The organism is Aquidulcibacter sp., from assembly GCF_044346625.1.
Taxonomy (GTDB): Bacteria; Pseudomonadota; Alphaproteobacteria; order Caulobacterales; family Aquidulcibacteraceae; genus Aquidulcibacter.
Map to the genome: position 1 here is coordinate 1 of NZ_JBIIYV010000033.1, position 24,521 is coordinate 24,521.

24 protein-coding genes and 1 tRNA gene are annotated in these 24,521 nt (G+C 55.8%); 7 read left to right on the forward strand and 18 right to left on the reverse strand.

Annotation, left to right across the window (positions count from 1 at the left end):
- Positions 1 to 544: 544 nt before the first annotated feature.
- Positions 545 to 1,582, reverse strand: a complete 1,038-nt coding sequence (locus tag ACIQ20_RS09605; RefSeq protein ID WP_395779744.1) for an LPO_1073/Vpar_1526 family protein — start codon at positions 1,580 to 1,582, stop codon at positions 545 to 547.
- 460 nt (positions 1,583 to 2,042) lie between these two features.
- Positions 2,043 to 2,127: transfer RNA gene (locus tag ACIQ20_RS09610), tRNA-Leu, on the reverse strand.
- 219 nt (positions 2,128 to 2,346) lie between these two features.
- Here ACIQ20_RS09610 and ACIQ20_RS09615 point away from each other — a divergent pair.
- Complete coding sequence (locus ACIQ20_RS09615) at positions 2,347 to 2,613, forward strand: DUF2283 domain-containing protein (RefSeq protein ID WP_395779746.1); 267 nt, start codon at positions 2,347 to 2,349, stop codon at positions 2,611 to 2,613.
- On the opposite strand, the gene ACIQ20_RS09620 is transcribed toward ACIQ20_RS09615, so the two are convergent.
- The 8 genes from ACIQ20_RS09620 to ACIQ20_RS09655 all read right to left on the reverse strand — a co-directional run bounded on the left by ACIQ20_RS09620 (position 2,610) and on the right by ACIQ20_RS09655 (position 9,098).
- Entirely contained in the window at positions 2,610 to 3,737 is a 1,128-nt protein-coding gene (locus tag ACIQ20_RS09620; protein WP_395779748.1) for an acyl-CoA dehydrogenase family protein, read from the reverse strand. The two genes, ACIQ20_RS09615 and ACIQ20_RS09620, sit on opposite strands and share 4 nt — an antisense overlap.
- Positions 3,738 to 3,794: 57 nt before the next feature.
- Positions 3,795 to 4,529, reverse strand: a complete 735-nt coding sequence (locus ACIQ20_RS09625) for a YebC/PmpR family DNA-binding transcriptional regulator (RefSeq protein ID WP_395779750.1) — start codon at positions 4,527 to 4,529, stop codon at positions 3,795 to 3,797.
- Between the two features lie 100 nt (positions 4,530 to 4,629).
- Positions 4,630 to 5,454 carry a YmdB family metallophosphoesterase gene (locus ACIQ20_RS09630; protein ID WP_395779752.1) on the reverse strand — a complete coding sequence of 275 codons (825 nt, stop codon included), beginning with the start codon at positions 5,452 to 5,454 and terminating at the stop codon, positions 4,630 to 4,632.
- A complete protein-coding gene (locus tag ACIQ20_RS09635; RefSeq protein ID WP_395779754.1) occupies positions 5,451 to 6,050 on the reverse strand; it encodes a 5-formyltetrahydrofolate cyclo-ligase in 600 nt (199 codons plus the stop codon). Before ACIQ20_RS09635 ends, ACIQ20_RS09630 begins: the two co-directional genes overlap by 4 nt.
- A 332-nt stretch (positions 6,051 to 6,382) precedes the next feature.
- Entirely contained in the window at positions 6,383 to 7,177 is a 795-nt protein-coding gene (locus tag ACIQ20_RS09640; protein ID WP_395779756.1) for an inositol monophosphatase family protein, read from the reverse strand.
- Between the two features lie 107 nt (positions 7,178 to 7,284).
- A complete protein-coding gene (locus ACIQ20_RS09645) occupies positions 7,285 to 7,578 on the reverse strand; it encodes a type II toxin-antitoxin system RelE/ParE family toxin (protein ID WP_395779758.1) in 294 nt (97 codons plus the stop codon).
- Positions 7,565 to 7,861 (reverse strand): type II toxin-antitoxin system ParD family antitoxin, encoded by a 297-nt coding sequence (locus tag ACIQ20_RS09650; protein WP_395779760.1) that lies wholly within the window; start codon positions 7,859 to 7,861, stop codon positions 7,565 to 7,567. The genes ACIQ20_RS09645 and ACIQ20_RS09650 overlap by 14 nt, the downstream gene beginning before the upstream one ends.
- 97 nt (positions 7,862 to 7,958) lie before the next feature.
- Entirely contained in the window at positions 7,959 to 9,098 is a 1,140-nt protein-coding gene (locus ACIQ20_RS09655) for an anhydro-N-acetylmuramic acid kinase (RefSeq protein WP_395779762.1), read from the reverse strand.
- Between the two features lie 307 nt (positions 9,099 to 9,405).
- Here ACIQ20_RS09655 and ACIQ20_RS09660 point away from each other — a divergent pair, with 307 nt between their 5' ends.
- From ACIQ20_RS09660 to tyrS, 4 genes are all read left to right on the forward strand, one after another.
- Positions 9,406 to 10,821 (forward strand): alkaline phosphatase D family protein, encoded by a 1,416-nt coding sequence (locus ACIQ20_RS09660; RefSeq protein WP_395779764.1) that lies wholly within the window; start codon positions 9,406 to 9,408, stop codon positions 10,819 to 10,821.
- 36 nt (positions 10,822 to 10,857) lie between these two features.
- Positions 10,858 to 11,415, forward strand: coding sequence for a histidine phosphatase family protein (locus ACIQ20_RS09665; RefSeq protein ID WP_395779766.1), 558 nt, complete (start codon positions 10,858 to 10,860; stop codon positions 11,413 to 11,415).
- A 117-nt stretch (positions 11,416 to 11,532) separates the two neighbouring features.
- Positions 11,533 to 12,147, forward strand: coding sequence for a nucleotidyltransferase domain-containing protein (locus ACIQ20_RS09670; RefSeq protein WP_395779768.1), 615 nt, complete (start codon positions 11,533 to 11,535; stop codon positions 12,145 to 12,147).
- 391 nt (positions 12,148 to 12,538) lie between these two features.
- On the forward strand, positions 12,539 to 13,792 hold the full coding sequence (gene tyrS / locus ACIQ20_RS09675; protein ID WP_395779770.1) for a tyrosine--tRNA ligase: 1,254 nt from the start codon (positions 12,539 to 12,541) through the stop codon (positions 13,790 to 13,792).
- Positions 13,793 to 13,813: 21 nt separating this feature from the next.
- Here tyrS and glmM read toward each other — a convergent pair whose 3' ends face one another.
- The 3 genes from glmM to ftsZ all read right to left on the reverse strand — a co-directional run bounded on the left by glmM (position 13,814) and on the right by ftsZ (position 18,013).
- Positions 13,814 to 15,169, reverse strand: a complete 1,356-nt coding sequence (glmM, locus tag ACIQ20_RS09680) for a phosphoglucosamine mutase (RefSeq protein WP_395779772.1) — start codon at positions 15,167 to 15,169, stop codon at positions 13,814 to 13,816.
- 119 nt (positions 15,170 to 15,288) lie between these two features.
- A complete protein-coding gene (gene lpxC / locus ACIQ20_RS09685) occupies positions 15,289 to 16,203 on the reverse strand; it encodes a UDP-3-O-acyl-N-acetylglucosamine deacetylase (protein WP_395779774.1) in 915 nt (304 codons plus the stop codon).
- A gap of 190 nt (positions 16,204 to 16,393) precedes the next feature.
- Positions 16,394 to 18,013 carry a cell division protein FtsZ gene (ftsZ, locus tag ACIQ20_RS09690; RefSeq protein ID WP_395779776.1) on the reverse strand — a complete coding sequence of 540 codons (1,620 nt, stop codon included), beginning with the start codon at positions 18,011 to 18,013 and terminating at the stop codon, positions 16,394 to 16,396.
- A gap of 160 nt (positions 18,014 to 18,173) precedes the next feature.
- Between ftsZ and murI the strand changes: the two genes are divergently transcribed.
- Together murI and murB are read left to right on the forward strand one after the other, a co-directional pair.
- Entirely contained in the window at positions 18,174 to 18,980 is an 807-nt protein-coding gene (murI, locus tag ACIQ20_RS09695; RefSeq protein WP_395779778.1) for a glutamate racemase, read from the forward strand.
- Between the two features lie 51 nt (positions 18,981 to 19,031).
- Entirely contained in the window at positions 19,032 to 19,946 is a 915-nt protein-coding gene (gene murB, locus ACIQ20_RS09700; RefSeq protein WP_395779780.1) for a UDP-N-acetylmuramate dehydrogenase, read from the forward strand.
- A 6-nt stretch (positions 19,947 to 19,952) separates the two neighbouring features.
- Here murB and ftsA read toward each other — a convergent pair whose 3' ends face one another.
- The 5 genes from ftsA to ACIQ20_RS09725 all read right to left on the reverse strand — a co-directional run bounded on the left by ftsA (position 19,953) and on the right by ACIQ20_RS09725 (position 24,501).
- Positions 19,953 to 21,239 (reverse strand): cell division protein FtsA, encoded by a 1,287-nt coding sequence (gene ftsA, locus ACIQ20_RS09705; protein WP_395779782.1) that lies wholly within the window; start codon positions 21,237 to 21,239, stop codon positions 19,953 to 19,955.
- A 22-nt stretch (positions 21,240 to 21,261) separates the two neighbouring features.
- Positions 21,262 to 22,224, reverse strand: a complete 963-nt coding sequence (locus ACIQ20_RS09710; RefSeq protein WP_395779784.1) for a cell division protein FtsQ/DivIB — start codon at positions 22,222 to 22,224, stop codon at positions 21,262 to 21,264.
- Complete coding sequence (locus ACIQ20_RS09715) at positions 22,212 to 23,129, reverse strand: D-alanine--D-alanine ligase (RefSeq protein ID WP_346383738.1); 918 nt, start codon at positions 23,127 to 23,129, stop codon at positions 22,212 to 22,214. Before ACIQ20_RS09715 ends, ACIQ20_RS09710 begins: the two co-directional genes overlap by 13 nt.
- A 179-nt stretch (positions 23,130 to 23,308) precedes the next feature.
- The gene (locus ACIQ20_RS09720) at positions 23,309 to 23,920 is read right to left on the reverse strand and encodes a CoA pyrophosphatase (RefSeq protein WP_395779786.1); all 612 of its coding nucleotides are present in this window, start codon (positions 23,918 to 23,920) and stop codon (positions 23,309 to 23,311) included.
- Complete coding sequence (locus tag ACIQ20_RS09725) at positions 23,917 to 24,501, reverse strand: DUF1285 domain-containing protein (RefSeq protein WP_346383736.1); 585 nt, start codon at positions 24,499 to 24,501, stop codon at positions 23,917 to 23,919. The genes ACIQ20_RS09720 and ACIQ20_RS09725 overlap by 4 nt, the downstream gene beginning before the upstream one ends.
- Between the last annotated feature and the right edge of the window lie 20 nt (positions 24,502 to 24,521).

Here is a 24,521-nt window from a genome sequence, read left to right on the forward strand (position 1 = left end):
AAACTCTCGCACCTTTAAGCAATGATCCCATCGTCATGCTCAGCGCAGTCCCCTGAACATGATCAACTCAGCCCTAAACCGGCTACATCATGACGCCGCTGTTACACCACGCCATGGGACACGATCTTCCAGAATACAAGAACCTGCTACTGCACTCTCTTTGGACCTACTGGTTTGAGCTTCGCTCGGAGACCAACAATCATCGTATCCGCTCAGTGATAAACACATATATAACATGTAGATACTCATAGAGTTGAGGCCCAAAAAGGATTACATGGTTCCCATTTGATCAACTGCTTTCTGTCCCGTTGATGCGAGGCATCTCGCGACCTAAAGAACAAAATCCCACTCACAGTACCTTTAGAGTAAACCATAAGGTCAGCGCTCGAAATCCCCGGATTAGGATGTCTGGAGTTTATACCGGGATTGCGATAGTTTTATCCTGCTCTGGGGGTTAGGCACTTGCTTACATCTACCAGTTTTGGTGCACTACTCACACTCAGCAACGCCTGTATTATAGCCACTACGTTCAAGCTTCATTGGACTATTTTATCCAGATTCGAAGATCTGCCTCGAACCCTGAAGACTTGCAATAAGCATGAGCTATGGCAATCCCGACAGTCGTAAGTTCAAGCGATTTAAGGGGAGTATTGTCCCAAACCTCAAATGCATCTGCGATTCTTGGAACCAATGGAGCGTAAGCTGCTGTGATTTCATCCTGCTGCATCAGAGTGCCTTCGGCTACTGACCAAGTGCTATCTATCAAAGCCTGCCCAAAGCCTGCCCTCCCAGCAACATCGTTCCAAACTGTTTTATCGATTGCGTTTGGTTGAAAACGAGAGTGATCGTGGAGCGAAGGGATCAGCAAGTTGGCACTCTGTAGTTCAGCCCACGAGGGACCATATCTCTCAAGGAGCTCGCCGCGCATAAAGACTGCGGGATATGTTCGAACTAGGACGTCGCGCAGTGTAATTGAACCTGTACTAATTGTAGCGCACCGCAGAGCAACCAAATAGGAAAAGGCAGATTGCTCTCTAGATATGTTATCGATGAACGGATTAACTTTATCATTAAGGGTAGCGGCCGCTGAGGCTACACTGATTACATCCCTCATTCGCGTGTGGCGTAACCTATATGACAAAGCCAAAGCGGCAAATTCATTCACGGTTAGGTTTGCAGCGACTTCAACAGCCTGATTCAACGACAGAGTCATCCTGTCCCGCTGGGGCGACTTTGATCGCTCGGCAATCAAATCTACAAGGATTGCGCCGACATTCTCCTCCCCAGAGCGAGCGAAAGCATTTTGAGCATCGTGGAAGACATACTGGAAATCAGGGTCTCTGAACGCTTCCGCCCTTGCAGACTGATCAGCCTCAAAGCGCTTAAGAATCTCATCTTTGAAGTTCTGTAAGCGCTCATCAACAACTTCACGCGCTATTACTGTATATGCGGGCACTTGGGCTGCGATGGTCGAAATGATCTGGCCGAGCTGTTCGGAGCTCAAGCCGTTCTGAATAATTGTATCTCGGCCCGACTGAATCGCTTGACCGGACTCACCCACATCCTGTGACTGCCCCGTCATTTGCCAACCTTAGTGTCGCGCCCAGACTGAATCGAGATCGAGTTTGGACCAGTTGTTTGATCTTGCGAGATACGTTTCGATCGAACGGAAGTGGCAGTTTTCACACCAAAATACACTGTAAGCACAAGCCCAAGCACAGCAAGCGCTATCCCCCAACCTTCAATTGACAAGCCCATTTTTCCCTCCAGTGGTCTTCACTGAACCCAAGTTGTTAACTCAAAGGTACTTTGGCAATAGCACGAGCTGAAATAGCTGGGGGTTCGAGCGAGACATCTCAATTATCAACGCCTCTAGACGCTTCTAACGAGAAGCCAACTTTGCCCTTGTGCTTGCATAGGAGCAATCCTGCGAGGGAGCCAAAACTGTCACCTATGTTACATGTAGACCTGTCACCTACATCCAAGAACGCAATTCATCTAAGTCATTATTTTTAAATGAATATCCCCCCTCGCAAAGGGAATGGTGCGGTCGGGGGGAGTCGAACCCCCACGCCTTGCGGCGCTGGAACCTAAATCCAGTGCGTCTGCCAGTTCCGCCACGACCGCGTTCCGATGGGGCTTTTGGGCCAAGCTGGCGCTCGGGTCAACCAAGGGGTGCAGGTGGAGGTGTCAGCCGTGTGTCCTGCTGCGCATCTAAATATCTCAGACCATGGCGCAATCGTGGTAAAGTAACGGGCTTCCTAGCAAAAACAGTCAAATTTGCTGGGAATATGTCTCAAATTCTGCTTGAATGGAGGGGAGCAATCCTGCGGGGCCGGAAACAAAATGTCAGATTTTGATGTCGCCTATGATAAAAGCGCGGATGTTTTGTACATTTCCACGAAGTTGACGGGGCCTAGTTATACGTCGGAAGGCGAAAACGGCATTGTGTGGAGCCATCAGATCGCCGATGGCCGTTTGGTCAGCATGACGGTGATGGATTTCAATGCCCAGTGGCAAAATCGCCTCGCGCATCTGACCGAACAGCTCAACGAACAATTGCATGCTCCGAGCCCTGTTGGCCCCATGGGAAGCGCCCAGGCGGCGAACTAAAGCTGCCCGTAATCGCCTTCAATGCCCAATAAGGCGCGGCCTGCGAGCTCGAGCGAGCCGGGCGCGACCATGATATGTTGGGTGGCGACATGGGCGTCACGGAAGCGGCGTTGCAAGGGGCAAGTCTCATAGACCGACGTCCCGCCGCCCAGCTCGTGCATCATGCGGGTGATTTCTGCACAGGTGCGGACGGCATGGGTGGCGGCAATGCGCAAATTGGCGCGATCTTCTAGCGTCAAAACCCCGGTGCGGCTGGCCCCTTCATAGGCGGTCTCTGCGCTATCGAGTAGATAGGTGCGGGCCGCGCGCAGCAGGCCTTCGGCTTTAGCCACGTCGACTTGGGTTGAAGCCCGCTCTGCCAAGGGTCTGCGCGCCCCGGTTGGCACTTTGCCGCCTGCGAGCGCGACCAAATCGTCAATCGCACCCCGCGCATTGCCTAGTGCTACGGCGGCGATCGACATGGCGAGAAGACCAAAGGCTGGGAAGGCATAAAGCGGCCGCGCAATCCGGGCCTTATCGTCCGTCAGCGAAACCGAACGATCAGCCGGGATCAAGACATCGGTTACGGCCAGATCGCCACTGCCCGTGCCCTTCATGCCCATGGCATGCCACGTGTCGATGAGCTCGACCTGATCGCGCTCAAACCACATCATGCGGGCTTGGGGTGCCCCGTCGCCCAAAGTCAAAGCGCCACCGACCAACCACGCGCAATTCGCACTGCCAGAGCCCCAATTCCAGCGCCCGTTCACCCGGTACTGATCGCCCTCGCGCACTGCCTTGCCCTTGGGCGCAAAGACGCCGCCTGTGATGATTGTGGGATCGGCCCAAATGGTGCGGGCATGGTGGTCTGGCAAATAGGCTGCATTGATCGCTGTGGTCGCGCCAATCATGATGCACCAGCCGACCGAGCCATGGGCATTGCCCATGACTTCGATGACTTCAATCATGCGCGCCGGGGCCATCTCCAGCCCGCCATAATCCGTCGGCAAGGCCATACGGAAGAAGCCTGCATCGGCAAGCGTTCTGGCAAGGTCGGCGGGTAAACGTCGCGCGGAATCAATCTCATCGGCGCGCGCGGCGACTGTGGCTCTGAGGGCTTGGGCTTGGGTCAACAGGTCGGTCATGGGCCTACATTGACCCATTCCGACAGCACCGACAAGGACCTTTGGAGAGAAGAAAAACTACTCCCCCTCATCCTCTTCCATCTCATAATTGCCAAACACGCTTTGCACGTCATCATCATCTTCCAAGATGTCGATGAGTTTGCGCAAGCTGGTGGCAGCGTCACCGGTCACTTCGATGCGGGCATGGGGCCGCCAGACGACATTGGCGGCTTCCGCATCGCCAAAGCGTTCGGCCAAAGCGGTGGAGACTTCGCTCAAGCTCTCAAAGGTACAGGTGATGGAATGGCCGTCGGCATCGCTTTCGACGTCATCTGCACCAGCCTCAAGGGCGGCTTCCATCATGTCATCTTCGCTGGCCGCCGCGGCTGGATAGAAGATTTCGCCCACGCGATCAAAGCCAGAGATGACAGAATTGGTAGTGCCGAGATTGCCGCCGGCTTTGCTGAGATAGCTGCGAACATTGCCGCCGGTGCGGTTGAGATTGTCGGTCAAGGTCTCGATGATCAGGCCGATACCGCCGGGGGCATAGCCCTCATAGCGCACCATTTTATAGTCTTCACCGCCTGCGGCGGAGGCTTGGCTGATCGCGCGCTCAATCCGATCCTTGGGCATGGAGACGGCGCGCGCATTGGTAACAGCCAAGCGCAGGCGCGGGTTCATGGCGGGGTCAGGCATCCCAGACTTCGCCGCTGTGGTGATTTCACGGGCAATCTTGGTGAAGGCCTTGGCGCGCACAGCGTCTTGGCGGCCTTTGCGGTGCATGGTGTTTTTGAATTTCGAATGGCCGGCCATGGTCGGATCTATCTCTTGAGTCTTGGAAGGTGAATTGCGGGCTGCGATGTAGCAGGGTGCGGCTCAAAGTGCCACAGGGTGGTGCTGTTAGCAGGCGCGGCTAGCCATCCACCAGCGGCACGGCTTGCTTGAGCCCAACGCCCACGCGGATCGGCTCTGCCCGAACAGCAAGGCCTGTCTTATCGTCGGTCTCCACAAAAATCCCTGAAGCGAGGCCTTGGCCCTCTGCAGGTTCGTGGCGTTGATACGGCATGCGGGACGAGAGTTTACGCACGGCGATATTCTTGTTCATGCCGATGACGCTATCATAATCACCGCACATGCCAAGTTCGGTCTGAAACGCTGTGCCACCGGGCAAGATGCGCGTATCGGCGCTTGGCACATGGGTATGTGTGCCAAACACAAGGCTAGCGCGCCCATCGAGAAAATGGCCCATACCCTGCTTCTCGCTGGTGGCTTCGCCATGCACTTCTACAATGACCGCATCGGCGACAAGACCTAAGGGGCTAGCGCTCACTTCACGCTCCACCGCACTAAACGGGCAGTCAAGCGCATCCATGAAGACCCGCCCCATAACGGTAACGACCAGTACATTTCGGTCACCCATTTGGAACAAATTCGCGCCCCTGCCCGGTGCCATGGTCAAAGGTGGATAATTGGCGGCGCGCAGCAAACGGGGCTCACGTTCGATGTAAGCAATTGCTTCGCGCTGATCCCACGCGTGGTTGCCAAGCGTCAGACAATCGGCGCCCGCCTCAAACATCTCATTGGCGATCGACTCAGTGAGGCCAAAGCCACCTGCAGCATTTTCGGCATTCACGCCAATAAAATCGAGGCGCAATCGTCGCTTGAGTTCAGGCAGGCGCTCGCACAAGGCCACTCTGCCCGCTCGCCCCACCACATCACCAAAAAAAGCAAGTCTCATTCTATCCCACCCAATGTTGGGATGGGGTATGCCTTAGTCGGCGTGATAATCCAATCCAAGCGCTGATCATGAGGTTCAATGGGAATGGAGGCTACTTCTTGGGCGGCAAAGGCCACGCCCACCGCAAGCACGGGGCCCGTGGCGCGCAAGGCCTCTAACGTGCGGTCATAATGGCCTTGGCCTTGGCCCAACCGATTACCGGCCCGGTCGAAGCCCAACAAAGGGACGAGGACGACATCTGGGCGAGTTTGTTCGAGATGGGCTTTAGGCTCCATTACGCCCCACGTGCTTTTTTCGAGTTGATCTGGATCATCGGGATCGCACAGGTGAAAAGTCAGGGCGTTACCGCCTGCCCTCCTTGGCGGCGTACGCGGCAAGCAGAGGCGCGCGCCTTGGGCTGCCAAGGCCCGCATCAAGGGTCTGGGGTCGATTTCGGTTCTGAACGGGATATAGCCTGCGACAATTGGGTTATCTGTGATCAAAAGAATTTGGGCGGCGGAATGAACAAGTGCCTCGCCCGCGTTGGGCTCTTCGGTATGGGCTTTCGCCCTGGCCGCGATCAAAACTGATCGAAGTTCAGATTTGACTTCAATCATGGCCGCCAAACCCATCAAAAGGCTAATGAAAGAGGGAAAAGGTTGGTGGATCCGCAAGGACCGTGGGAAGGTAACTCGTCCCCGTGCGACCTGGATAACCAGGTGGGTGCCAGATGACAGGAACCACGGTTCCAACCAGCGCCAGCTCCCGACGAGTGAGTTAGGTCGGCGGGACGTAGACTTCCCACGCGAACCACAGAACCACCAGCTTCTTAGGTATGCCTGATGGGACTAGCTTGCAAGGGCTAGCCCCGCTGCGGAGGTCTTTCGCACACAGTCCGGAAAGCAACACCCCCGCAAAAGGGACGAGGGAAAACTAAATTCGAAAGGCCCTAACTCTTCGCCGCCAACAGGCGCTCATTCATCAAGACCATAATCTTCTGGTTCGCTGCAACGATGGAGCCGGTTTCCATAAAGTCCCCGCCATAGATTTCCGCACAAACCCCGCCAGCTTCGCGCACCAGCACGACACCGGCTGCAATGTCCCAGAGCTGCAAATCATGCTCCCAAAAGCCGTCAAAGCGGCCCGCAGCAACCCAAGCCAGATCGAGCGAAGCGGCACCAAAGCGGCGGATGCCAGCAACCCGTTGGGTGAATTGGTGCAATTCCTTGAACATTTGGGAATGGCCGGGCTTGCCTTGGAACGGAATGCCGGTTGCCAGCACGCAATCACCCAAGGTCTTGCGCGCTGCGACCCGCAAGCGCTTGTCATTATGGAAAGCCCCACGGCCAGTCTCAGCCCAATAAAGGTCGTCGGTGATCGGGTTGTAGACAACACCAGCGACCAAACGGCCTTCACGTTCCAGCGCGATAGAGATGGCTAAATGCGGAATGGCGTGGACGAAATTGGTCGTGCCATCGATGGGATCGACAATCCAGCGATTGGTCTTGTCTGTGCCTTCGACCATGCCGCGCTCTTCACCTAAGAAGCCATAGCCAGGGCGCGCCTTGATCAGCTCTTCAAATAAGATTTTTTCGGTCTTGAGATCAGCAGCGGTTACAAAATCGGAAGGGCCCTTTTTTGCCAATTGCAGGTTCTCAACTTCACCGAAATCTCGGCTGATGGCTTTGCCAGCTTTGCGGGCGGCGGCAATCATTACGGTCAGAAGCGGACTGACTACGCTCATAGGGGGCTCTCTTCACGATGTTAAACAGCAAATGTTGGGGGGCTTTACCCCATCTGGGTGCAATTGGATAGGGGGAGGTGCGGTCGGAAGGCCCCTCCCTTACCCCTTTAAATCAGCGGCTCGATATCGCGCGCGCCATGGATAACATGCTCAATGATCAAGACATCCTCAGCTAGTCGATAAAAAATCATGTATCGCCAAAGTGGCACAGTACGAATTTCGGCCCCCAGCTCTGGCCGTGCTTCCCCACTTTCAGGAAACACACGAAGCCGATCAATGACACTTTCAAGCTGTTCGGTAAAAAGGAGGTCTCGGCCTGGTCGGTCGATCCAAAGTTGGTCTTGAATGGCGCTCAGCTCTTCAATCGCCACTTCAGAAAACTGAAAGTTAAGCCGTTTCATGAAGGGTCAGATCGGCATTGCGCTTGGCGACGCGACCTTTCAGGCCCTTCAAAGCAGCATCGCCATCAACTTTGGGACTGTCGACGCCTTTTTGGATTTCAGCCTTAAGCACTTCAAGCTTCTCAGCACGGGCCGATGCATTCACGTGCCGACTTTCTTCGTGTTCTTCCAACAAACGAAGACCTGCGCGCACCACTTCACTAGCACTGGCATAGCGCGCACTTGCCAATTGCTCTTGGATGAAAGCGTCAAAGTGAGGGCCAAGGGAATAGCTGGATGACATGTCGCGCTCCGATACTGGGCCTCAAAGTATCAAAAGTTGATAATTTTGCAACCAAATTTCGGGCACCTTCCAAGAAGTTCCCAACTGCGAAATCACTTCACCCTACCCGCGAAATCACCCCACCCGTCGTCGGCCCCTTTACCCCAGTCGTCCCCGGAAAACTCAACGGGAAGCCACGGGCAGAGCGCACGGCGAGCAGGGCAAAGCATTCGGCCTCAATGGCATCGCCGCGCAGGCCAATCGTATCGGCATCTACGACGCTGACACCACAGCGCGCGGCGATTTCAGCCATCAGCACCGGGTTCTTGCGTCCACCGCCTGCCACCACCAGTCGCTTGGGCCGGGTTGGCAAGAGCCGGAGGGCTAAGTCCAAACTAGCGGCGACCAGTGCCGTCAACGTCGCGGCACCATCTTCCAGCGACAGGCCACGAACCAGGCCTGCATCAAAATCATAGCGGTCGAGCGATTTGGGGTAAGGCGCGTCAAACCAAGGATTATCCAAAATCTCCAGCAAGCGGCCTTCATGCACGCGACCTGCAGCGGCTAAGCGCCCATCCTTGTCATAGACACCCTTGCCATGGGCCTCGACCCATTCGTTTAAGGGGCCGTTGGCGGGGCCGGTATCAAAGGCCGCCAGCCCATCTGCCCCGTCCCACCAGGTGATATTGGCCACCCCGCCCAGATTGAGGATGGATGTATCCCCGTCTAGGCCAGCGTGGCGTAGAATGGCCGTATGATAAATCGGTGCCAGAGGAGCCCCCTGCCCACCCATAGCCACATCATGACTACGAAAGTCCCAAACCGTGTCGATGCCCGTCAGCTCTGCCAGCTTTGCCCCATCCAGCAATTGCCGCGTCCGCCCACCACCACCAATCTGCGGGCGATGCAGCACCGTCAGCCCATGCCCACCAACAAAGGAGATGTCTTCCGGACGCATATCCGCTTTCTCGACAAGCTTCAGGACCGCACCCGCATAAATCCGCGTGATCAGATCTTCGGCCACCGCAAAGATCGCAGGCTCTGGCCCCTGAAAGTCCCAAGCCCGGGCTTGGGTGATGGCTTCAGCCAAAAGCGCGCGGTCCGCGTCGGAATAGGCAAACAATTCAAACGGCCCAAACTCTGCCACGCTGACACCATCGGTACGGATCAGCGCCGTATCAACAAAGCCATCCAACGCCGTGCCCGTCATCAGACCAATGGCCCAGACGGGGGCGGAGACCGTGCTATCAAGTGCCAAGTGTTGTGTCCGTGTAATTTGGTTGGTCCAATTTGGGCTTCGCAATTGTGTAGGGCAAATTGCCTTGAAAAGGAAAGCACCAGCCTTGCGAAAAAGCCCCTGAGCCGGCGACAGAAGGCCCCAATCGGCGCCGATTCATATGGTAGCCCGCCATCCCACAAACTTTCCAAAGCGGCAACTTATAAATCGAGGATGTAACGCGAAATTTCGTAAGAAGCGATATAAAATTGTGACAATAGGTCGATATTGATTTCAGCCAATCTCTTTGATGTCCCCATCCTCTGTCATCTAGAACGGAAGCAAAATCATGATCAGTCGTCGACTCATGCAAGGCGGATTGGCGGCATTATCGCTGCTTCCTTGGCGCGCCTTTGGGCAGAACAACCGGGGTAGTTTTCGGCTTATGCAAGGTCCTCTCCTTGGAGCAATTGGCCCTGACCATGTTTCGATGTCGATCCGTTCAAGCGCGAAAACTGAAGCGCGCGTGCTTTATAGTGTGCGACCAGATATGTCGGGGGCAAAGATGTCCCCAGCCGTCGCAGTTGGACCTGAAGGACATTATTTTGCCCGCCTTGACGTCAAAGATTTGACACCGGCTACACGCTATTATTATCGCGTCTTGCTGGGCGGCGAGCCGGAACGCTTACTCAGGAATTACGAGCCAGCTTCTTTCATGACCGCCCCAGTCGCGGGGACGCGCACCGGGTTTAAAGTGGCCTTCGGAAGCTGCGCCCATACACAATATCATCCTGTGCAGCCGATCTGGGATGCCATTGAACGGGCATCGCCGGATATGTTCTTGTGGCTTGGCGATAACGTCTATCATGACACGCTTGAGCCTGAGACGATGGACGCGATGTGGGCCAAGCAATTGAACATACCCAACCTTCAGTCCTTACTTCGAACGGTGCCTCAATTATCGATTTGGGACGATCATGATTTTGGCTTAAACGATCATGACCGCACCAACCCAGTCAAGGACGCCGCGTTGGCGAGCTATAAGCGCAACTGGGCAAACCCTAGCTATGGCTTGGCTGACACACCGGGTGTGTTTTATAAGTTCAGCTATGCCAATGTGGATTTCTTCATGCTGGACGGGCGCTATTACCGCGATCCCAATGATCAGCCAGATGGACCAAGCAAGACCTTCTTGGGTGCGCGCCAATTGCAATGGCTGAAGGACGGGCTGAAGCAAAGCCGTGCTGACTTCAAAATCCTCGCCTGCGGCAGCGGCTGGACCAATGCAAAGGGCCATGGCGGTGATTCCTGGGCCAGCGCGATCACCGAACGCAATGCCTTGTTCGATTTTATCCGCGATGAGAAAGTCGAAGGCGTTGTTTTACTTTCTGGCGACACCCACATCGGCGAATTGAACGCAATTCCTTGGTCTGAAAAGGGCGGCTATGATCTTTATGATCTGGTTAGCTCCCCTCTTGCCAACGAAAACTCCGCCAGCTTTCTCGAGCGGCGGCCAGAGCGTCGAATTCGCCAAGTCTATTTCTCAGGGACAAACTTTGGCATGTTGAGTTTCGACAGCGCGGTCGAGCCAACACTGACATTCTCTCTACACAACGAAAGCGGCCGGAATGCCTTTGCGCCTATGACACTGCGCGCTAGCGAGTTGAAGAACGGCGTGAGCACGTGGCTTGCCAAAATGGACCCACTTTCGCGTCGGCGTTGGGACGCTACGCAAAGCGGCAAGCCGACTTATTCAGGTGGGTAATGCTGGTCAGATTAGGGCGATAGAGAGGTTGAGACTGTGACACAAAGCGTATTGATCCTCATTCGCCATGCGCAGTCGTCTGGTCAGTCTCCTGACGCGGGACTCACAGATCTCGGTACACAACAAGCAATTGCTTTGGCGGATTTTTTAATGCCGCTTGGCGTAGATGGCTTGTTCTCAAGCCCCTATCAACGTGCTCAAGCGACGATTACACCCTTTGGCGAGCGTGCCGGTCTACCTTTGACCATCGTGACGGACTTGCATGAGCGCGTACTCTCGCCTGAGCCCTTAGACGATTGGCTTGATCATATCGCGCGGTCTTTTGTTGAGAAAAGTTATAAATTGCCGGGCGGAGAAAGCCTTTCGGAAACAAGCATGCGAGGCCTCAACGCCCTTCGTGCCATATCAAAATCGGGTGGCAATTTACCGGCCGCTGCGAGCCACGGAAACTTGATTGCAAGTATCCTAAACTCAATCGATCCTGATTTTGGCTTTGACCAGTGGCGAACGATGCGCAACCCAGATGTTTTCGAACTAAAGCTCCAAGATGGCCTTCCCATAGACTACAGGCGGATGGACGGGTTTTGCTCTTAGTCAACCTATGCCGCGCTGAATGTGAAGTTGGTGTGAGTTGTTGTCAGCCAACCTCTACGCCGTGATGAGTATTTGTCCCAACCGAGTGAAGTTAGGGCCGCCTTAAGATGAGTTATCATGCCGCAAAGTGAACCAACGCCAATTGCCGAAGACGCTTGGGAGAGTTGGGAACCGGATCAACTCGCTTCGAAGTTGAACGGCATAAACTCTCTCTGGTATGTAGTCGGTGGATGGGCGATTGAAATGCACGTGGGCAAGCCCATTCGTGAACATGCTGATCTCGAGTTCTGTGTTTTGCCCAAGGACGCCAATCACACAGCAAACTGGCTTTCAGAACTTACATTCTTTGCAGCAAAAGACGGCAATCTGAACTTCTGGCCAGCAGGCCAAGAAATTTACGCCGACAATTGGCAGTTTTGGGGTGCTGACATGAAGGCGACTAAATGGCGCGTGGACATGATGATTGAACGCGGAACCGCCGCCACCTGGGTATACAAGCGTGACTCATCTATCCAGCAGGCGCGGACTGAAGCACTGCGCATCAGCGCCCAAAGTGTTCGATATCTCGCGCCCTCAAATGTCCTTTTGTTCAAGGCCAAGGACACAAGGCCAAAGGATGATCTAGATTTTGACGCCGTACTCCCCGTGCTTACGGCGGAAGAACGTCTCACACTCTTAACGTGGCTTCAGTTGCTTCATCCAAACCATCATTGGATCCCGCGGCTAGCCTGACGCATCATAAACCTAACCGGATTGAGGTTTCATAATCGCTATTGGTGAAGGCATTCCCGAGCCGCGATGCCGGCCAGTTCAGGCGGGTCAAGGCCAAGGAGCGCAGCGTGCCTTGACGCGACTGGGCTGGCATAAATGATTGATGCAAGGTTTTGCGTGACCACAAGGGTCACCAAAACCGATCCAAAGCATCTGGAGGGCCAAGGGCCGAGCGCTTCGTCAGGAAATGTTCGGCCATCCGAGCAACTCCAACGCTGCGCAGGGTAGGAAACAAGCAGGCGTGAACCCCAAACACACAAAGGGCTTCAAATCCCCCGCACCTGTGCTAAACGCGCCCGAGCGTCGATGTACGCACGAACCCACGCAACCCCCAATCCAGAGGAGACCGGCCATGACGCATAAATCCGCATTCGTTCAAACGCTTCTGGAGCGTGGGCATTATTATCAGGCAACCGATCTGGAAGCTTTGGATGCAGCGGCGCTGGAGAGTGAGCGCGGGGGTCGGGCGCTGACGGGCTATATTGGCTATGATTGCACCGCGCCCAGCCTGCATGTTGGCAGCCTGACGCAGATCATGTTGATGCGCCGTTTGCAACAATGTGGTGGCAAGCCCATCACCTTGATGGGTGGCGGCACCACGAAAGTGGGCGATCCATCGGACAAGAATGAGGCCCGCCCCGTTCTGACCCAAGAGGTGATTGACGCCAACAAAGCCTCAATCCAGACGGTGTTTTCAAAGTTCTTGACCTTTGGCGACGGCCCGCGTGACGCCATTATGGTGGACAATGCCCAATGGCTGGATGAGGTCAAATGGCTGGATATGCTGCGCGAAATTGGCAAGCATTTCACCATCAACAAGATGATTTCGCTCGACATCGTCAAGCGCCGGCTCGACCAAGAAGTGCCAATCACTTTCCTTGAGTTCAACTATATGCTGCTGCAGGCCTATGACTTCTTAGAACTGTCGCGGCGCTATGATTGCAATCTGCAAATGGGCGGGTCGGACCAATGGGGCAATATTGTCCAAGGGGTAGAGCTGTGCCGCCGCGTGGATGAGCGTCACGTGCTGGGCGTCACCCAACCCTTGTTGATGAATGCAGCCGGGCAAAAAATGGGCAAGACGGCCAATGGTGCCGTCTGGCTCAATGCCGACATGCTGTCGCCCTTCGACTATTGGCAATATTGGCGCAACGTCGATGATGCAGACGTGGAACCTCTGTTGAAGCGCATGACCGATATGCCCTTGGATGAAGTTGCCCGTTTGGCAGCTTTAGGCGGGGCGGAAATCAATCTGGCCAAGATTGTTTTGGCGACCGAAACCACGGCCCTCTTGCATGGCCAGGAGGCAGCTGAAGCGGCTCAATCGACGGCTGCAGCGCAATTTGGTGGCGGTGGGGCCGATGAAGGTCTGCCCACCATCGACTTGTCAGAAGCCCCCACCTCGCTCGCAGCCCTTTTCGTGGCGGCAGGTCTTGTCGATTCCAATGGCGAGGCCAAGCGTCAAGCTAAGGGTGGCGGTCTGCGGGTCAATGATGCGGTGGTCCAAGACGTGGCAGGAGCTATCCCACCTGCCCTGTCTGACGGGCAAGAGGTCAAGCTATCGCTGGGCAAGAAGCGGCATGTGATGGTGAAGTTGGCAGGCTGAGAAATCAGCCTGCCCAAACCTTCACCCTGCTAAGCGGCGGCTCTGCAGGGTCGCCGCCAATTCATCGACCAATTGGGTGATCTTCTTTTGATCATCACCCTCGGCCATGAGGCGCACCAAAGGCTCTGTCCCTGAAGTCCGCACAACCAAGCGGCCACCAGAAGCCATCAAAGCGTCTTCGGCCTTTTTGACGTGGGCTTGCATGTCAGGGTCAGCCAAGGGTGAAGAGCCGCTGTAACGGATGTTCTTCAAGACTTGGGGGGATGGGGTGAACACAGCCAAAGTCTCACTGGCCGTGCGGTTATGCGTGATCATGGATGACAAAACACGAAGGGCGGAAACGAGGCCGTCGCCGGTTGTGGCATAGTCAAGCAATACGATATGGCCAGACTGTTCGCCACCCAAGTTACAATCGTCTGCCCGCATGCGCGCAACCACATGGCGATCGCCGACACCGGTACGGATGAGTTGGGATCCTTGGTCTGCGATATAGCGTTCTAGGCCCAAATTCGACATAACGGTGGTGACAACGCCGGAACCTCGCAGGGTCTTATCCGCAATCATGTCGCGCGCGATGGCCCCAATAATCTGGTCGCCATCAATCTCGCGACCCTTTTCGTCGATGATGATGATCCGGTCAGCATCGCCATCCAAAGCAATGCCGATATCGGCACGACGTTCGAGCACGGTTTGCTTCAAAAGGCGGGTGTCGGTCGAGCCACAGCCAGCATTGATGTTGCTGCCATTAGGGTTGACGCCAATTTCGACGACTTCAGCGCCCAATTCATAAAGCGCCCAGGGTGCCGTGCGATAGGCAGCGCCGTTGGCACAATCGACCACCACGCGCAGGCCCTCAAGGCTCATCCCGCGTGGAAAAGCGCCCTTGGCAAACTCAACATAGCGACCACGGCTGTCCTCAAAGCTTTTGACTAGGCCAATTTCGTGGGGTGCAGCACGGACAATGCGGTCAGGCTCGTCTAACAGCTTCTCGATTTCCTGCTCTTGCGCGTCGCTTAACTTAAAGCCGTCTGCGCCAAACAGCTTGATGCCATTATCGGCAAAACCATTATGGGACGCTGAAATCATAACGCCAAGGTCTGCGCGCAAAGAGCGGGTCAACAGGCCAATCGCGGGGGTTGGAATAGGGCCTAGGATCTTCACGTCCATGCCAACGGCGGCAAAGCCCGCCACAAGTGCGAACTCTACCAGATAACCAGACCGGCGCGTATCCTTGCCAATGATAACATTATGGCGATGTTCACCCTTTTTGAACACCGTGCCGGCAGCCATCCCCAAGGTCATGGCGACTTCTGCAGTCATGGGCCATTTGTTGGTTTCACCGCGGATTCCATCGGTTCCAAAATAGCGACGACCCATCGATTTCTTCCTTGTATAACGTAATTGAGATTAAGGAGACGAAGTTAAACACGCCCATGCACGTATCAGCTCAATGCTCACCAGCAAAGCGCATGCCATACCTTGGGAAACCGGCTGTGTCAGGCCCCAGCTGCCGGCAAAAGCTCTGCCGCCAAGGGTGCGAAATTCCAGCGCCAAGCAGAAGCATCAGCCAAAAGGGTCCGCACAAGAGCGACATTCATCTCATGCCCTGCCCGCTCAGCAACATAGCGGCCTTTGATAGGTGCCCCAGCCAAAGCCAAGTCCCCGACGGCATCAAGAGCCTTATGGCGCACAAACTCGTCGGCAAAGCGCAGGCCTTCTTGATTGACGATCGCATCGCCATCAATCACCACAGCATTCTCCAACGAGCCACCTAAGGCCAAGCCCTTGGCCTGCATCGCTTCAACTTGGTGCAAGAAGCCAAAAGTGCGCGCGGCACCCAAGTCATTGGCAAAGCTTTGCGGCGTGCAGTCGAACACAACCCGTTGGCGACCAATGGCGCGGGTGGAGAATTCAACCGTCACGTCCAACTCAAACCCGTCAAAAGGCTCAAGCCGGGCAAGCTTGTTGCCGACGCGCACTTCAACAGGCTTTATGATTTCCAACATGCGGCGAGGCGCACCCAAAGCACGCGTGCCGGTCATCTCAATCATTTCGATGAAAGGCTCAGACGAGCCGTCCAGAATAGGGACTTCTGGGCCATCAATTTCGACAATCGCATTATCAATGCCCATGCCAAACAAAGCGGCCATCAAATGCTCAACCGTGGCAACCGACACACCAGCCGAATTGGCCAATGTGGTTCCCAACTCAGTTGTTGTGACCTTGTCGACCAAAGCAGCAATCCGACGGCCAAATTCAGGCGCATCTAGCCGCACGAACACAATCCCGTGGTCCACACCAGCTGGCTTCAACGTCACCCGGACAGGCTTCCCAGTATGTAAGCCAACGCCGACGCAAGACGCGTGTCCTGCGAGCGTATGTTGGAGGGCTGTCACAGTTTGGTATTGCACGCTTTACTGACCTTCGTATCAATTTAGACAGTCCACGCCGGTGGATACACGTCTGAGCGTCCTCTTTGGCGCAGTCGCTGTCACCTGACAAACCAAACAATATTTCGATATGTGACAATAGAAGGTGAACGCCGCCGCACATTTCTGTACGGCGGCGCATTTCTTGGTAAATTCTCTAAAAAGCAGCGTGTTAGTTAGCTTGCTTCCGCAGGAAGGTTGGGATCTCGATCTCATCATCAAACTCATCGCCAAACAATGGCTGGGTTTGGGTGATCGATTTTGCGCTTGGCTCGGGACGCTCATCCCATTGCTCTTCGCGTGCAGCAGGCTTTGGGCGACCAAAAATGTTGAAGCCATTGAAGCCTGAGCTACGCTGTTGGCGCGGCTCTTCTTGATATTGCGGTGCCGCAGGGCGCGCTTGATAGGTGGGCTGCTGGGCTGTCGCCCCATGGACGGGTGGGCGTGGCTGTGCCGTTTGATAAACGGGGCGAGCCTGTGGGGCAGCGGCCGCATAGGTCGGCTGAGTTTGCGGAGCAGGCTGTTGATAGTCCTGACGCGCGGCGGCAGGTTCAGCTGCTGCTTGTGGCTGCTGGAATAAGGGCTGTTGAACGGGCTGAGGTGCCGGTTGCTGCATCATGGGCTGTGGGGCTTGCTGATAGCTGGGCTCCTGCGCAACTGGCGCAGGCTGCGGCTCTGGCAGACGCTGAACCATGGGCTGGTGCACCATCGGCTCACGGCCATTATTAACCCGCACGACGGTTGGACCAGGTGCCGCAGCTGCAGGCTGTTGCGCTGGCGTCGTGTTGAAATAGCCTGTCGCTTGGGGACGATTTTCCGTCATCGCAGCGGCTTCAATGCCGGTCGCCACGACTGACACGCGCATAACGCCTTCCAAGGTCTCATCAAAGGTCGAGCCGACGATGATATTGGCGTCTGGGTCGACTTCTTGCCGGATGTGATTGGCGGCTTCGTCCAACTCAAACAAGGTCATGTCATAGCCGCCCGTGATGTTGATCAACACCCCACGTGCGCCCTTCAGCGACATATCTTCCAACAATGGATTGTTGATGGCTTTGGTTGCGGCTTCCAGTGCACGACGCTCGCCTGAAGCTTCGCCTGTGCCCATCATGGCCTTACCCATTTCGCCCATGACCGAGCGTACGTCGGCAAAGTCGAGATTGATCAGGCCAGGCATAACCATCAAATCGGTGATCCCGCGCACGCCAGAATGCAGCACTTGGTCAGCCAATTGGAAAGCTTGATGGAAGGTTGTCTTGTCATTGGCAACGCGGAACAAATTCTGGTTTGGAATGATGATCAGCGTGTCGACATATTTTTGAAGCTCAGCAATGCCAGCATCCGCCATACGCATACGGCGAGGCCCTTCAAACTGGAAAGGACGGGTCACCACGGCAACCGTCAAAATGCCTTGCTCTTTGGCTGTACGCGCAATCACTGGGGCCGCCCCCGTCCCCGTGCCACCGCCCATACCGGCCGTAATGAAGACCATATTGGCATCAGCCAAATGATCGAGAATCTCGCTCTGGCTCTCTTCAGCAGCAGCCATACCAACTTGTGGCGTTGCCCCTGCACCCAAGCCTTGGGTGGTATTCAAACCGATTTGAATGCGGCGCTCCGCCTTAGAGCGGGCCAAAGCCTGCGCATCGGTGTTTGCAACCACAAACTCCACACCCTGTAAGTCTGCATCAATCATGTTGTTGACGGCATTGCCGCCCGCACCACCGACGCCGAATACGACAATCCGTGGGCTGAGTTCAGTTTGGGTGGGGACGTTAAGGCGGATAGCCATTCTAGGCTCCTCGAAGGCTTCGTGCGGGATGGATAAAAGAATCGATGGCTGAAGATGCCCCCGACATGTTTAAGCAGGAGTTAATTTGATCCATGCAAATGATGAATCTTAAGAAAAAATTCAGCATGATTCACGCGTCTCTGAAAGGCACCCGGTGCGGATGAAACCCCTGAAAAATAGACCTCATGTGCTGGTTTTCGATTCTGGTCTAGGCGGCTTGTCAGTCGTTAATGCGTTAATAGACCAGAAGCTTGGGGTAGACGTTTTCCATCTGGCGGACACAGCCTTCTTCCCCTATGGCGACAAGCCCGACGAGGCCTTGATCCTCCGTGTACCCACCGTGATTCGGGCCGGAATTGAGGCCACCTCTGCGGATTTAGTCATCGTGGCTTGTAACACGGCTAGCACGCTGGCGTTGGATGGCGTCCGAGCACAAGTTGATATTCCGGTGGTCGGCGTTGTCCCCGCGATTAAGCCTGCCGCCGCCCTCACCCGGACAGGAACCATCGGTTTATTGGCAACGCCTAAAACCGTAACGCGTTCCTATACCGATCAACTGATTGCAGCTTTTGGTGCCGGGAGAACCATCTTGCGGCATGGCGCAGTGGGTCTTGCTGGGGCTGCGGAAGCCAAGCTTGCGGGTGAGGCACCAGATCCTGAAATATTCCAAGCAGCTATGTCGGGGCTTTTTGGGCAAAAAGGTGGTGAGGCAATTGATGTCATCGTGCTGGCCTGCACCCATTATCCCTTGGTTCAGGCAGAGCTTGAGGCCCTAGCACCCCACCCTGTGACTTGGGTTGATTCAGGTGCAGCCATCGCACGGCGAGCCGCCCATTTATTGCAAGATCAGATGGATCAGGGGGCTACAGCCTTGCGCAAGGGCCTAACAACGGGCGGAGCGGATGAATCGACTCGCCGCGTTCTTGCAGGCTTCGGGTTTCAAACAACCCAAGCCTTGGATGTTTAGTCTCAGCTTTAGCCCCTTTTCGAGTGCGACCGCTGGCGTTAAGCCTAAGGCATGAACCTATTGGACCGCCTCCCCCCTGTACGGGGCAAACTCGAAGCCAGTGTTACCTTGGCCCCTTTCACCTGGTTTCGGGTCGGTGGGCCGGCCGAAGTCCTATTTCAACCAGCCGATGAAGCCGATCTAGCGGAGTTTCTACGCCTGTGTCCTGCCGATATTCCCATTCTGGCTGTTGGCGTCGGCTCAAATCTAATCGTGCGCGATGGTGGGGTGCCCGGCGTGGTCATCCGCTTGTCGCCGCGTGGCTTTGGTCAAATATCAACCGATGGCCTGAAGGTCACGGCCGGGGCGGCCTGCCTTGACGCCAGCGTCGCCAAGAAAGCTGCCGAAGCTGGCATTGCAGGCCTAGAGTTTTATCGCGGTGTGCCCGGCACGATCGGCGGGGCTTTGCGCATGAATGCGGGCTGCTATGAAAGCGAGACGAAGGACGTTTTGGTTTCTTGCGTCGCTTACGACCGTGCTGGCCAACGACATGAATTCAGCTGCGCAGACATGGGTTTCACGTATCGACACACAACGGCACCAGCAGACCTGATCTTTGTATCCGCGACCTTTCAAGGCACGGCGGATGATCCGGCAGAAATCCTCGCCCGCATGGACGCCATCACTCAAAAGCGCGAACAAAGTCAGCCCATTCGGGACAAAACGGGTGGCAGCACCTTCAAAAATCCGGACCCCTTGCAGTCAGGCGGGCGCAAGTCGTGGCAGGTGATCGATGCAGCAGGCTTACGCGGCTATCAGATTGGTGGCGCACAAATGAGCGAGAAGCATTGTAACTTCATGATCAACACCGGGACCGCCACGGCTAAAGACCTTGAGGCCTTAGGTGAGCATGTGATCCAACAGGTAAAGGCGACCCAAGGCGTTGACCTGCATTGGGAAATCAAACGGATCGGAATTGCGAGCTAAAGCCGTTTAGAAGTTATCTTTCAGCCATTGCACGGCACGCGCGACCGGGTGGCTGGATGGTTCCACCATTTGCGACGCACTGCTGGCCATATCTGTCGGCCGCTCCACGCCCCAGCGTAACAGGCCTGCTGCAACCGAATAGCCAGGGCCAGCAACCGCATCGCCAAGACCGGTAAAGCGCTGGGGTCGACCAATTCGGACATGGCCTTCAAACACACGGGCTGCAAGCTCGCGTACGCCGTTCAATTGACTGCCCCCCCCGGTCAAGACGATCCTGCGACCAGCATTGAGCTTATCGAGCCCACCTGCGCGCAAACGATCGCGCAAAAGCTCCAGCGTCTCTTCCACGCGAGGACGAACCACCCCTGTCAGAATGGAGCGCGGGGCTTGATCTGAGATGAGTTGACCATCTTCGCCCATACGCGGCGCATCAATCATCAAATTATCTTCATTCAGGCTGGCAATCGCGCTGCCATGAACGATTTTCAGGCGCTCGGCAGCCGCCGCCGTTGTACCAAGGCAATGGGCAATGTCGTGGGTGACATGGTCAGAGCCGATGGGTACCGCATCAACATGGATTAATGCACCAGCATGGAACAGCGCCGCTGTGGTCGAGCGTGCGCCCATATCCACGACCAAGGCCCCCAATTCCAGATCATCTTCTGCCAACGCGCCTAATGCCGCCGCATAGGGTGCCGCAACGGAGCCTGCGATCGTATAGGTCGCCCGCTCTACACAGAGCACGATATTGCGCCACTGTGGCGTGGGAGCTGTTACCACCGTCACAGCGACGCCTAACCGACGCCCTAACATACCGCGTGGGTCGCGCACTTTCTGACCATCGACAACAAAGAAACTTGGCGTTGCGTGCAGGATCGAACGGCCATCAAGACGCACCTGCGCGAGCGCTGAACCAACAACACGACGGCGCTCTTTGGGACCAATCTCGGCATTGGCGAAGGTGATTTCGCCATGGGCTTGCTCCGCTCGGACGCCAAAGCCTGAGACCGAGACGACTACCTCACTGACAGTCACGCCAGACATGCGCTCCGCTTGCGCAATTGCTGCCCGCACGGCCTTTGTAGCGGCATCCAGATCGACAATCGCGCCATTACGCACACCACGCGCAGGCTGGGTACCAACCCCTGCCACCCGCAAGGGGCCCGTGCCTTGGCCGGTGCTGCCGATAAAACAGGTAATTTTGGACGCGCCAATATCAAGTGCCGCCAACATAGCCGCACGAGGTGCGGGAGTTCGGGTTTCGACGGCAGCGCGTTTGGTTAAAGAGGACATGTTTGTCTCATTTCGGTGTGTATCAAGCTTTCTGAGCGGACTTCGCCGCTTCTTGAGCCTTCGTCACCGACAAACGTTCTGGAGTCGGGCGGAGAATGAGGGTGCCGGACGTTCTTAGGTCCAAGCGGGCGAATTCGCGGTCTAGAATTTGATGGCTAGCTTGTAGCGCCTGCACATGTGCCAATGCTTCTGCCATGCCGGTTTCGGGAAGCAGAATATCGCCACCGGACTTTAAACGAAGAGTCCAACGACGATCACCAACCCACATAGCCGCTGACGTGCGGCTGGCCACGTCTGGTGACGCGCGCAAAGCCTCAAACAGTGCCGGAGCCTGCGGGCCGGCATTGGACCCAACAACTAAAGCATAACCCTTGGCAGACTTCGTATTTTTTGCCTCGCCCAGCTTGCGACCTGCGCCATCCATAAAGGACAATTGCCCCTTTTCTTGCCACAAAGCGGTAGCGGCGCGCGGGGTGATGAGGATTTGGATTTGATCCGGCCATAGGCGGCGAACAACGACTTGCTCTACCCATGGCAATTCTGCGACCCGTGCCCGAACTTCAGAAGGATCAATGCCAAACATGACATCATCAGCCATCACGCCGGATTTCACTTCCACCTCAGCACGTTGATACTCGCTCAAGTTTTTGCCGTTGGGTGCCTGCACATTGATAACGCGAACCGCAAGCCCTGCGCTTCGGGCGGTATTGCCAGCACTCGTTTGAATTCCACGACCCAAGTCATCCAAAATGCCGAGACCAGCGGCCAACAGGACGAGGATTGCAAGCACGGATGTCAAGGTAAAGCCAACCAAAATCTTCCGAGTTGGGCCGTCATATTGGGCAGCGCGCATGCGGGCATGAGCCCAAGCGCCCAACTTCATGGTCCAAGCATGGCTATCAGTACGACGGGGGGAACGAGGCCGCCCGCGAAGCGCTGGGGTGCGTTTCATTGGCGCACGGCGCGTTTGTCTCATCGCGGGCATGACGCGTCCTCCAACATCCATTTTACGAGGTCATTAAATGACAGACCGATATGGGCCGCCTGCTCGGGAGCCAAGGAAGTCGGCGTCATTCCAGGCTGGGTATTGATTTCCAACACCACCAAACGGTTGGTGGCGGGGTCATACCGGAAATCCGTCCGCGTCACACCGCGACAACCAAGCAGTTGATGGGCGCGCACGGCATCGCGCATCGCTTTCTCATGCACCATGGCAGGCAAATCGCTGGGGTTCACATGATGGACAGAGCCGCCAGCCGCATATTTGGCATCATAATCGTAAAACTCATGCCCGGTGCGGATTTCGGTCACCGCGAGCGCGCGATCCCCCATGACGGCGACAGTTAGCTCGCGACCTGCGATAAATTCTTCAACCAGCACTTCATCGCCAGACCGCCAGTCGGGGTCGAGCAGCTTTTCAGGCGGTCGATTTTCCCCTTTCCGCACGATGAATACGCCAAAGGACGACCCGTCTGCATTGGGTTTCACCACATAAGGCGGCTCTAGAGGATGTTCACGGGCGGCGTCATGGCGCGACATGAGTTTGCCTGCGGGCACATCAAGGCCTGCGCTTGCAAAAACGGCCTTGGCCTTTTCCTTGTCCATCGCAAGAGCCGAGGCTAGAACGCCAGAATGGGTATAGGGAATATTGGCGATTTCCAGCACGGACTGGATCCGCCCATCTTCGCCCCACGGCCCATGCAGAGCATTGAGCGCAATGTCAGGCGAGACAGATTTCAGGACAGACGCAATGTCGCGGTCAACATCAATCTCAACGACATCAGCACCCAGCGCACGTGCGGCATCGGCGCAGGCCTTGCCGGAGACAAGCGACACAGGTCGCTCGGCTGACCAGCCACCCATTAACACCGCTACCCGCACGCCCTTCATGCTGCGCCAATCCCTTTAAACTCGGGGCACGCATCGGCACCCATCGCAATAATTGATGAGACATGAAGGATTGAGGTGAATCGACCGTTAAAGTCCGAACACTTTGGTGCAGAAATGATTCGGATTTTTCACTGAAATTTCAGCGGGCTTGATCGGGTCAGCAGATCGACGCCACACCCCTATCCAAACACCCGCAAATAAAGCGCTCGCAACATGCCAGCAGTTGCGCCCCAGACATAATGGTCGCCGTAAGGCATCGCGTAATAATAGCGGGTCTGACCATTATAATCGCGCGAATGGCGCTGATGATTGGCGGGGTCCATGAAGAAAGCAAACGGCACTTCGAAAATCGCATCGACTTCGCGGGGGTCTGCAACAAAGTCTGCTAGATTTGAAACAAGGCCCACAATCGGCGTCACGCGGAATTGGGTGACGGTCTCATAAGGGTCAGACGCGCCTAGGACGCGGACATGAGCAGGATCAAGTCCTACTTCCTCGCGCGCCTCACGCAACGCTGTAGCAATGGCATCAGCATCTTCATCTTGACGACGCCCACCCGGAAAAGCGATTTGGCCTGAATGGGTTGGCATATTGGCTGAGCGGCGGGTCAATAAGACCGACAGCCCGGTGTCACGCGTGATGAGCGGCACAAGGACGGAGGCATCTCGCAAGCTTGGTTGCGCAGGTCGTGCCCCAGATAGGTCAAAATCGGAAAAAGGTGGCGGACCGACCAGATCGTCCAGCGGGGCTAAGCGCTGTTCTAGAAGCGCAATCAAATCCGCCTCGCTCATCCTTCGATACCCTCAACGAGGCCCAGATCGAAATGCGCGCCTTGGCTGGTTAGCGACAAACGCTCGCCCTCTAAAGTGGCCCACTCAACGAGTTCATAAAAAGGCGCGCGCAGGATGCGGGCATTCAATCGCCCCCGCACCCGCACATAGGGTCTGGGCTCACCGGTTTTAGGATCATGCTCCACCCACAAAGGATTGCTGGGGCCGACGACAACTTGATCGCCGACATTGGTGGTAACGACGAGGCTGGGTCCGAGACTGGTATCGAGTTGATCCACGCGAGTGCCCAGAAAATGCGCGTCTGCTACATGAACAATGACCTTCTCGCCCGGCGTCACCAAATAGGTCTGGCCGTCTTCATCCTTCCGCAGAATGGTAGAGAAGAGGTCGATCATGGGCTGACGGGTGATGCGCACTTTCTCATGCCACCAAGACCCATCAGCGCGAATTTCCATGCCAATATCGCCGCAATGGGCCGGATTCCACTTCTCGACAGGCGGCAAGGCCCGCTCACGCCCATGCTGGCCTTGTAAACGCATCAATTCAGCCAACAAATCTGCAAGGGGACGTGGATCACTCATTCAAACAACTTAGGTTTGTT

Coding starts and splice junctions, on each gene's coding strand:
- ACIQ20_RS09660 (WP_395779764.1), top strand. CDS start 9,406: ATGATCAGTCGTCGACTCATGCAAGGCGGATTGGCGGCATTATCGCTG.
- ACIQ20_RS09640 (WP_395779756.1), bottom strand. CDS start 7,177: ATGAGCGTAGTCAGTCCGCTTCTGACCGTAATGATTGCCGCCGCCCGC.
- tyrS (WP_395779770.1), top strand. CDS start 12,539: ATGACGCATAAATCCGCATTCGTTCAAACGCTTCTGGAGCGTGGGCAT.
- glmM (WP_395779772.1), bottom strand. CDS start 15,169: ATGGGTCGTCGCTATTTTGGAACCGATGGAATCCGCGGTGAAACCAAC.
- ACIQ20_RS09725 (WP_346383736.1), bottom strand. CDS start 24,501: ATGAGTGATCCACGTCCCCTTGCAGATTTGTTGGCTGAATTGATGCGT.
- ACIQ20_RS09620 (WP_395779748.1), bottom strand. CDS start 3,737: ATGACCGACCTGTTGACCCAAGCCCAAGCCCTCAGAGCCACAGTCGCC.
- murB (WP_395779780.1), top strand. CDS start 19,032: ATGAACCTATTGGACCGCCTCCCCCCTGTACGGGGCAAACTCGAAGCC.
- murI (WP_395779778.1), top strand. CDS start 18,174: ATGAAACCCCTGAAAAATAGACCTCATGTGCTGGTTTTCGATTCTGGT.
- ACIQ20_RS09720 (WP_395779786.1), bottom strand. CDS start 23,920: ATGAGCGAGGCGGATTTGATTGCGCTTCTAGAACAGCGCTTAGCCCCG.
- ACIQ20_RS09635 (WP_395779754.1), bottom strand. CDS start 6,050: ATGATTGAAGTCAAATCTGAACTTCGATCAGTTTTGATCGCGGCCAGG.
- ftsZ (WP_395779776.1), bottom strand. CDS start 18,013: ATGGCTATCCGCCTTAACGTCCCCACCCAAACTGAACTCAGCCCACGG.
- ACIQ20_RS09630 (WP_395779752.1), bottom strand. CDS start 5,454: ATGAGACTTGCTTTTTTTGGTGATGTGGTGGGGCGAGCGGGCAGAGTG.
- ACIQ20_RS09650 (WP_395779760.1), bottom strand. CDS start 7,861: ATGTCATCCAGCTATTCCCTTGGCCCTCACTTTGACGCTTTCATCCAA.
- ACIQ20_RS09605 (WP_395779744.1), bottom strand. CDS start 1,582: ATGACGGGGCAGTCACAGGATGTGGGTGAGTCCGGTCAAGCGATTCAG.
- ACIQ20_RS09710 (WP_395779784.1), bottom strand. CDS start 22,224: ATGCCCGCGATGAGACAAACGCGCCGTGCGCCAATGAAACGCACCCCA.
- ACIQ20_RS09625 (WP_395779750.1), bottom strand. CDS start 4,529: ATGGCCGGCCATTCGAAATTCAAAAACACCATGCACCGCAAAGGCCGC.
- ACIQ20_RS09615 (WP_395779746.1), top strand. CDS start 2,347: ATGTCAGATTTTGATGTCGCCTATGATAAAAGCGCGGATGTTTTGTAC.
- ACIQ20_RS09715 (WP_346383738.1), bottom strand. CDS start 23,129: ATGAAGGGCGTGCGGGTAGCGGTGTTAATGGGTGGCTGGTCAGCCGAG.
- ACIQ20_RS09670 (WP_395779768.1), top strand. CDS start 11,533: ATGCCGCAAAGTGAACCAACGCCAATTGCCGAAGACGCTTGGGAGAGT.
- ftsA (WP_395779782.1), bottom strand. CDS start 21,239: ATGTCCTCTTTAACCAAACGCGCTGCCGTCGAAACCCGAACTCCCGCA.
- ACIQ20_RS09645 (WP_395779758.1), bottom strand. CDS start 7,578: ATGAAACGGCTTAACTTTCAGTTTTCTGAAGTGGCGATTGAAGAGCTG.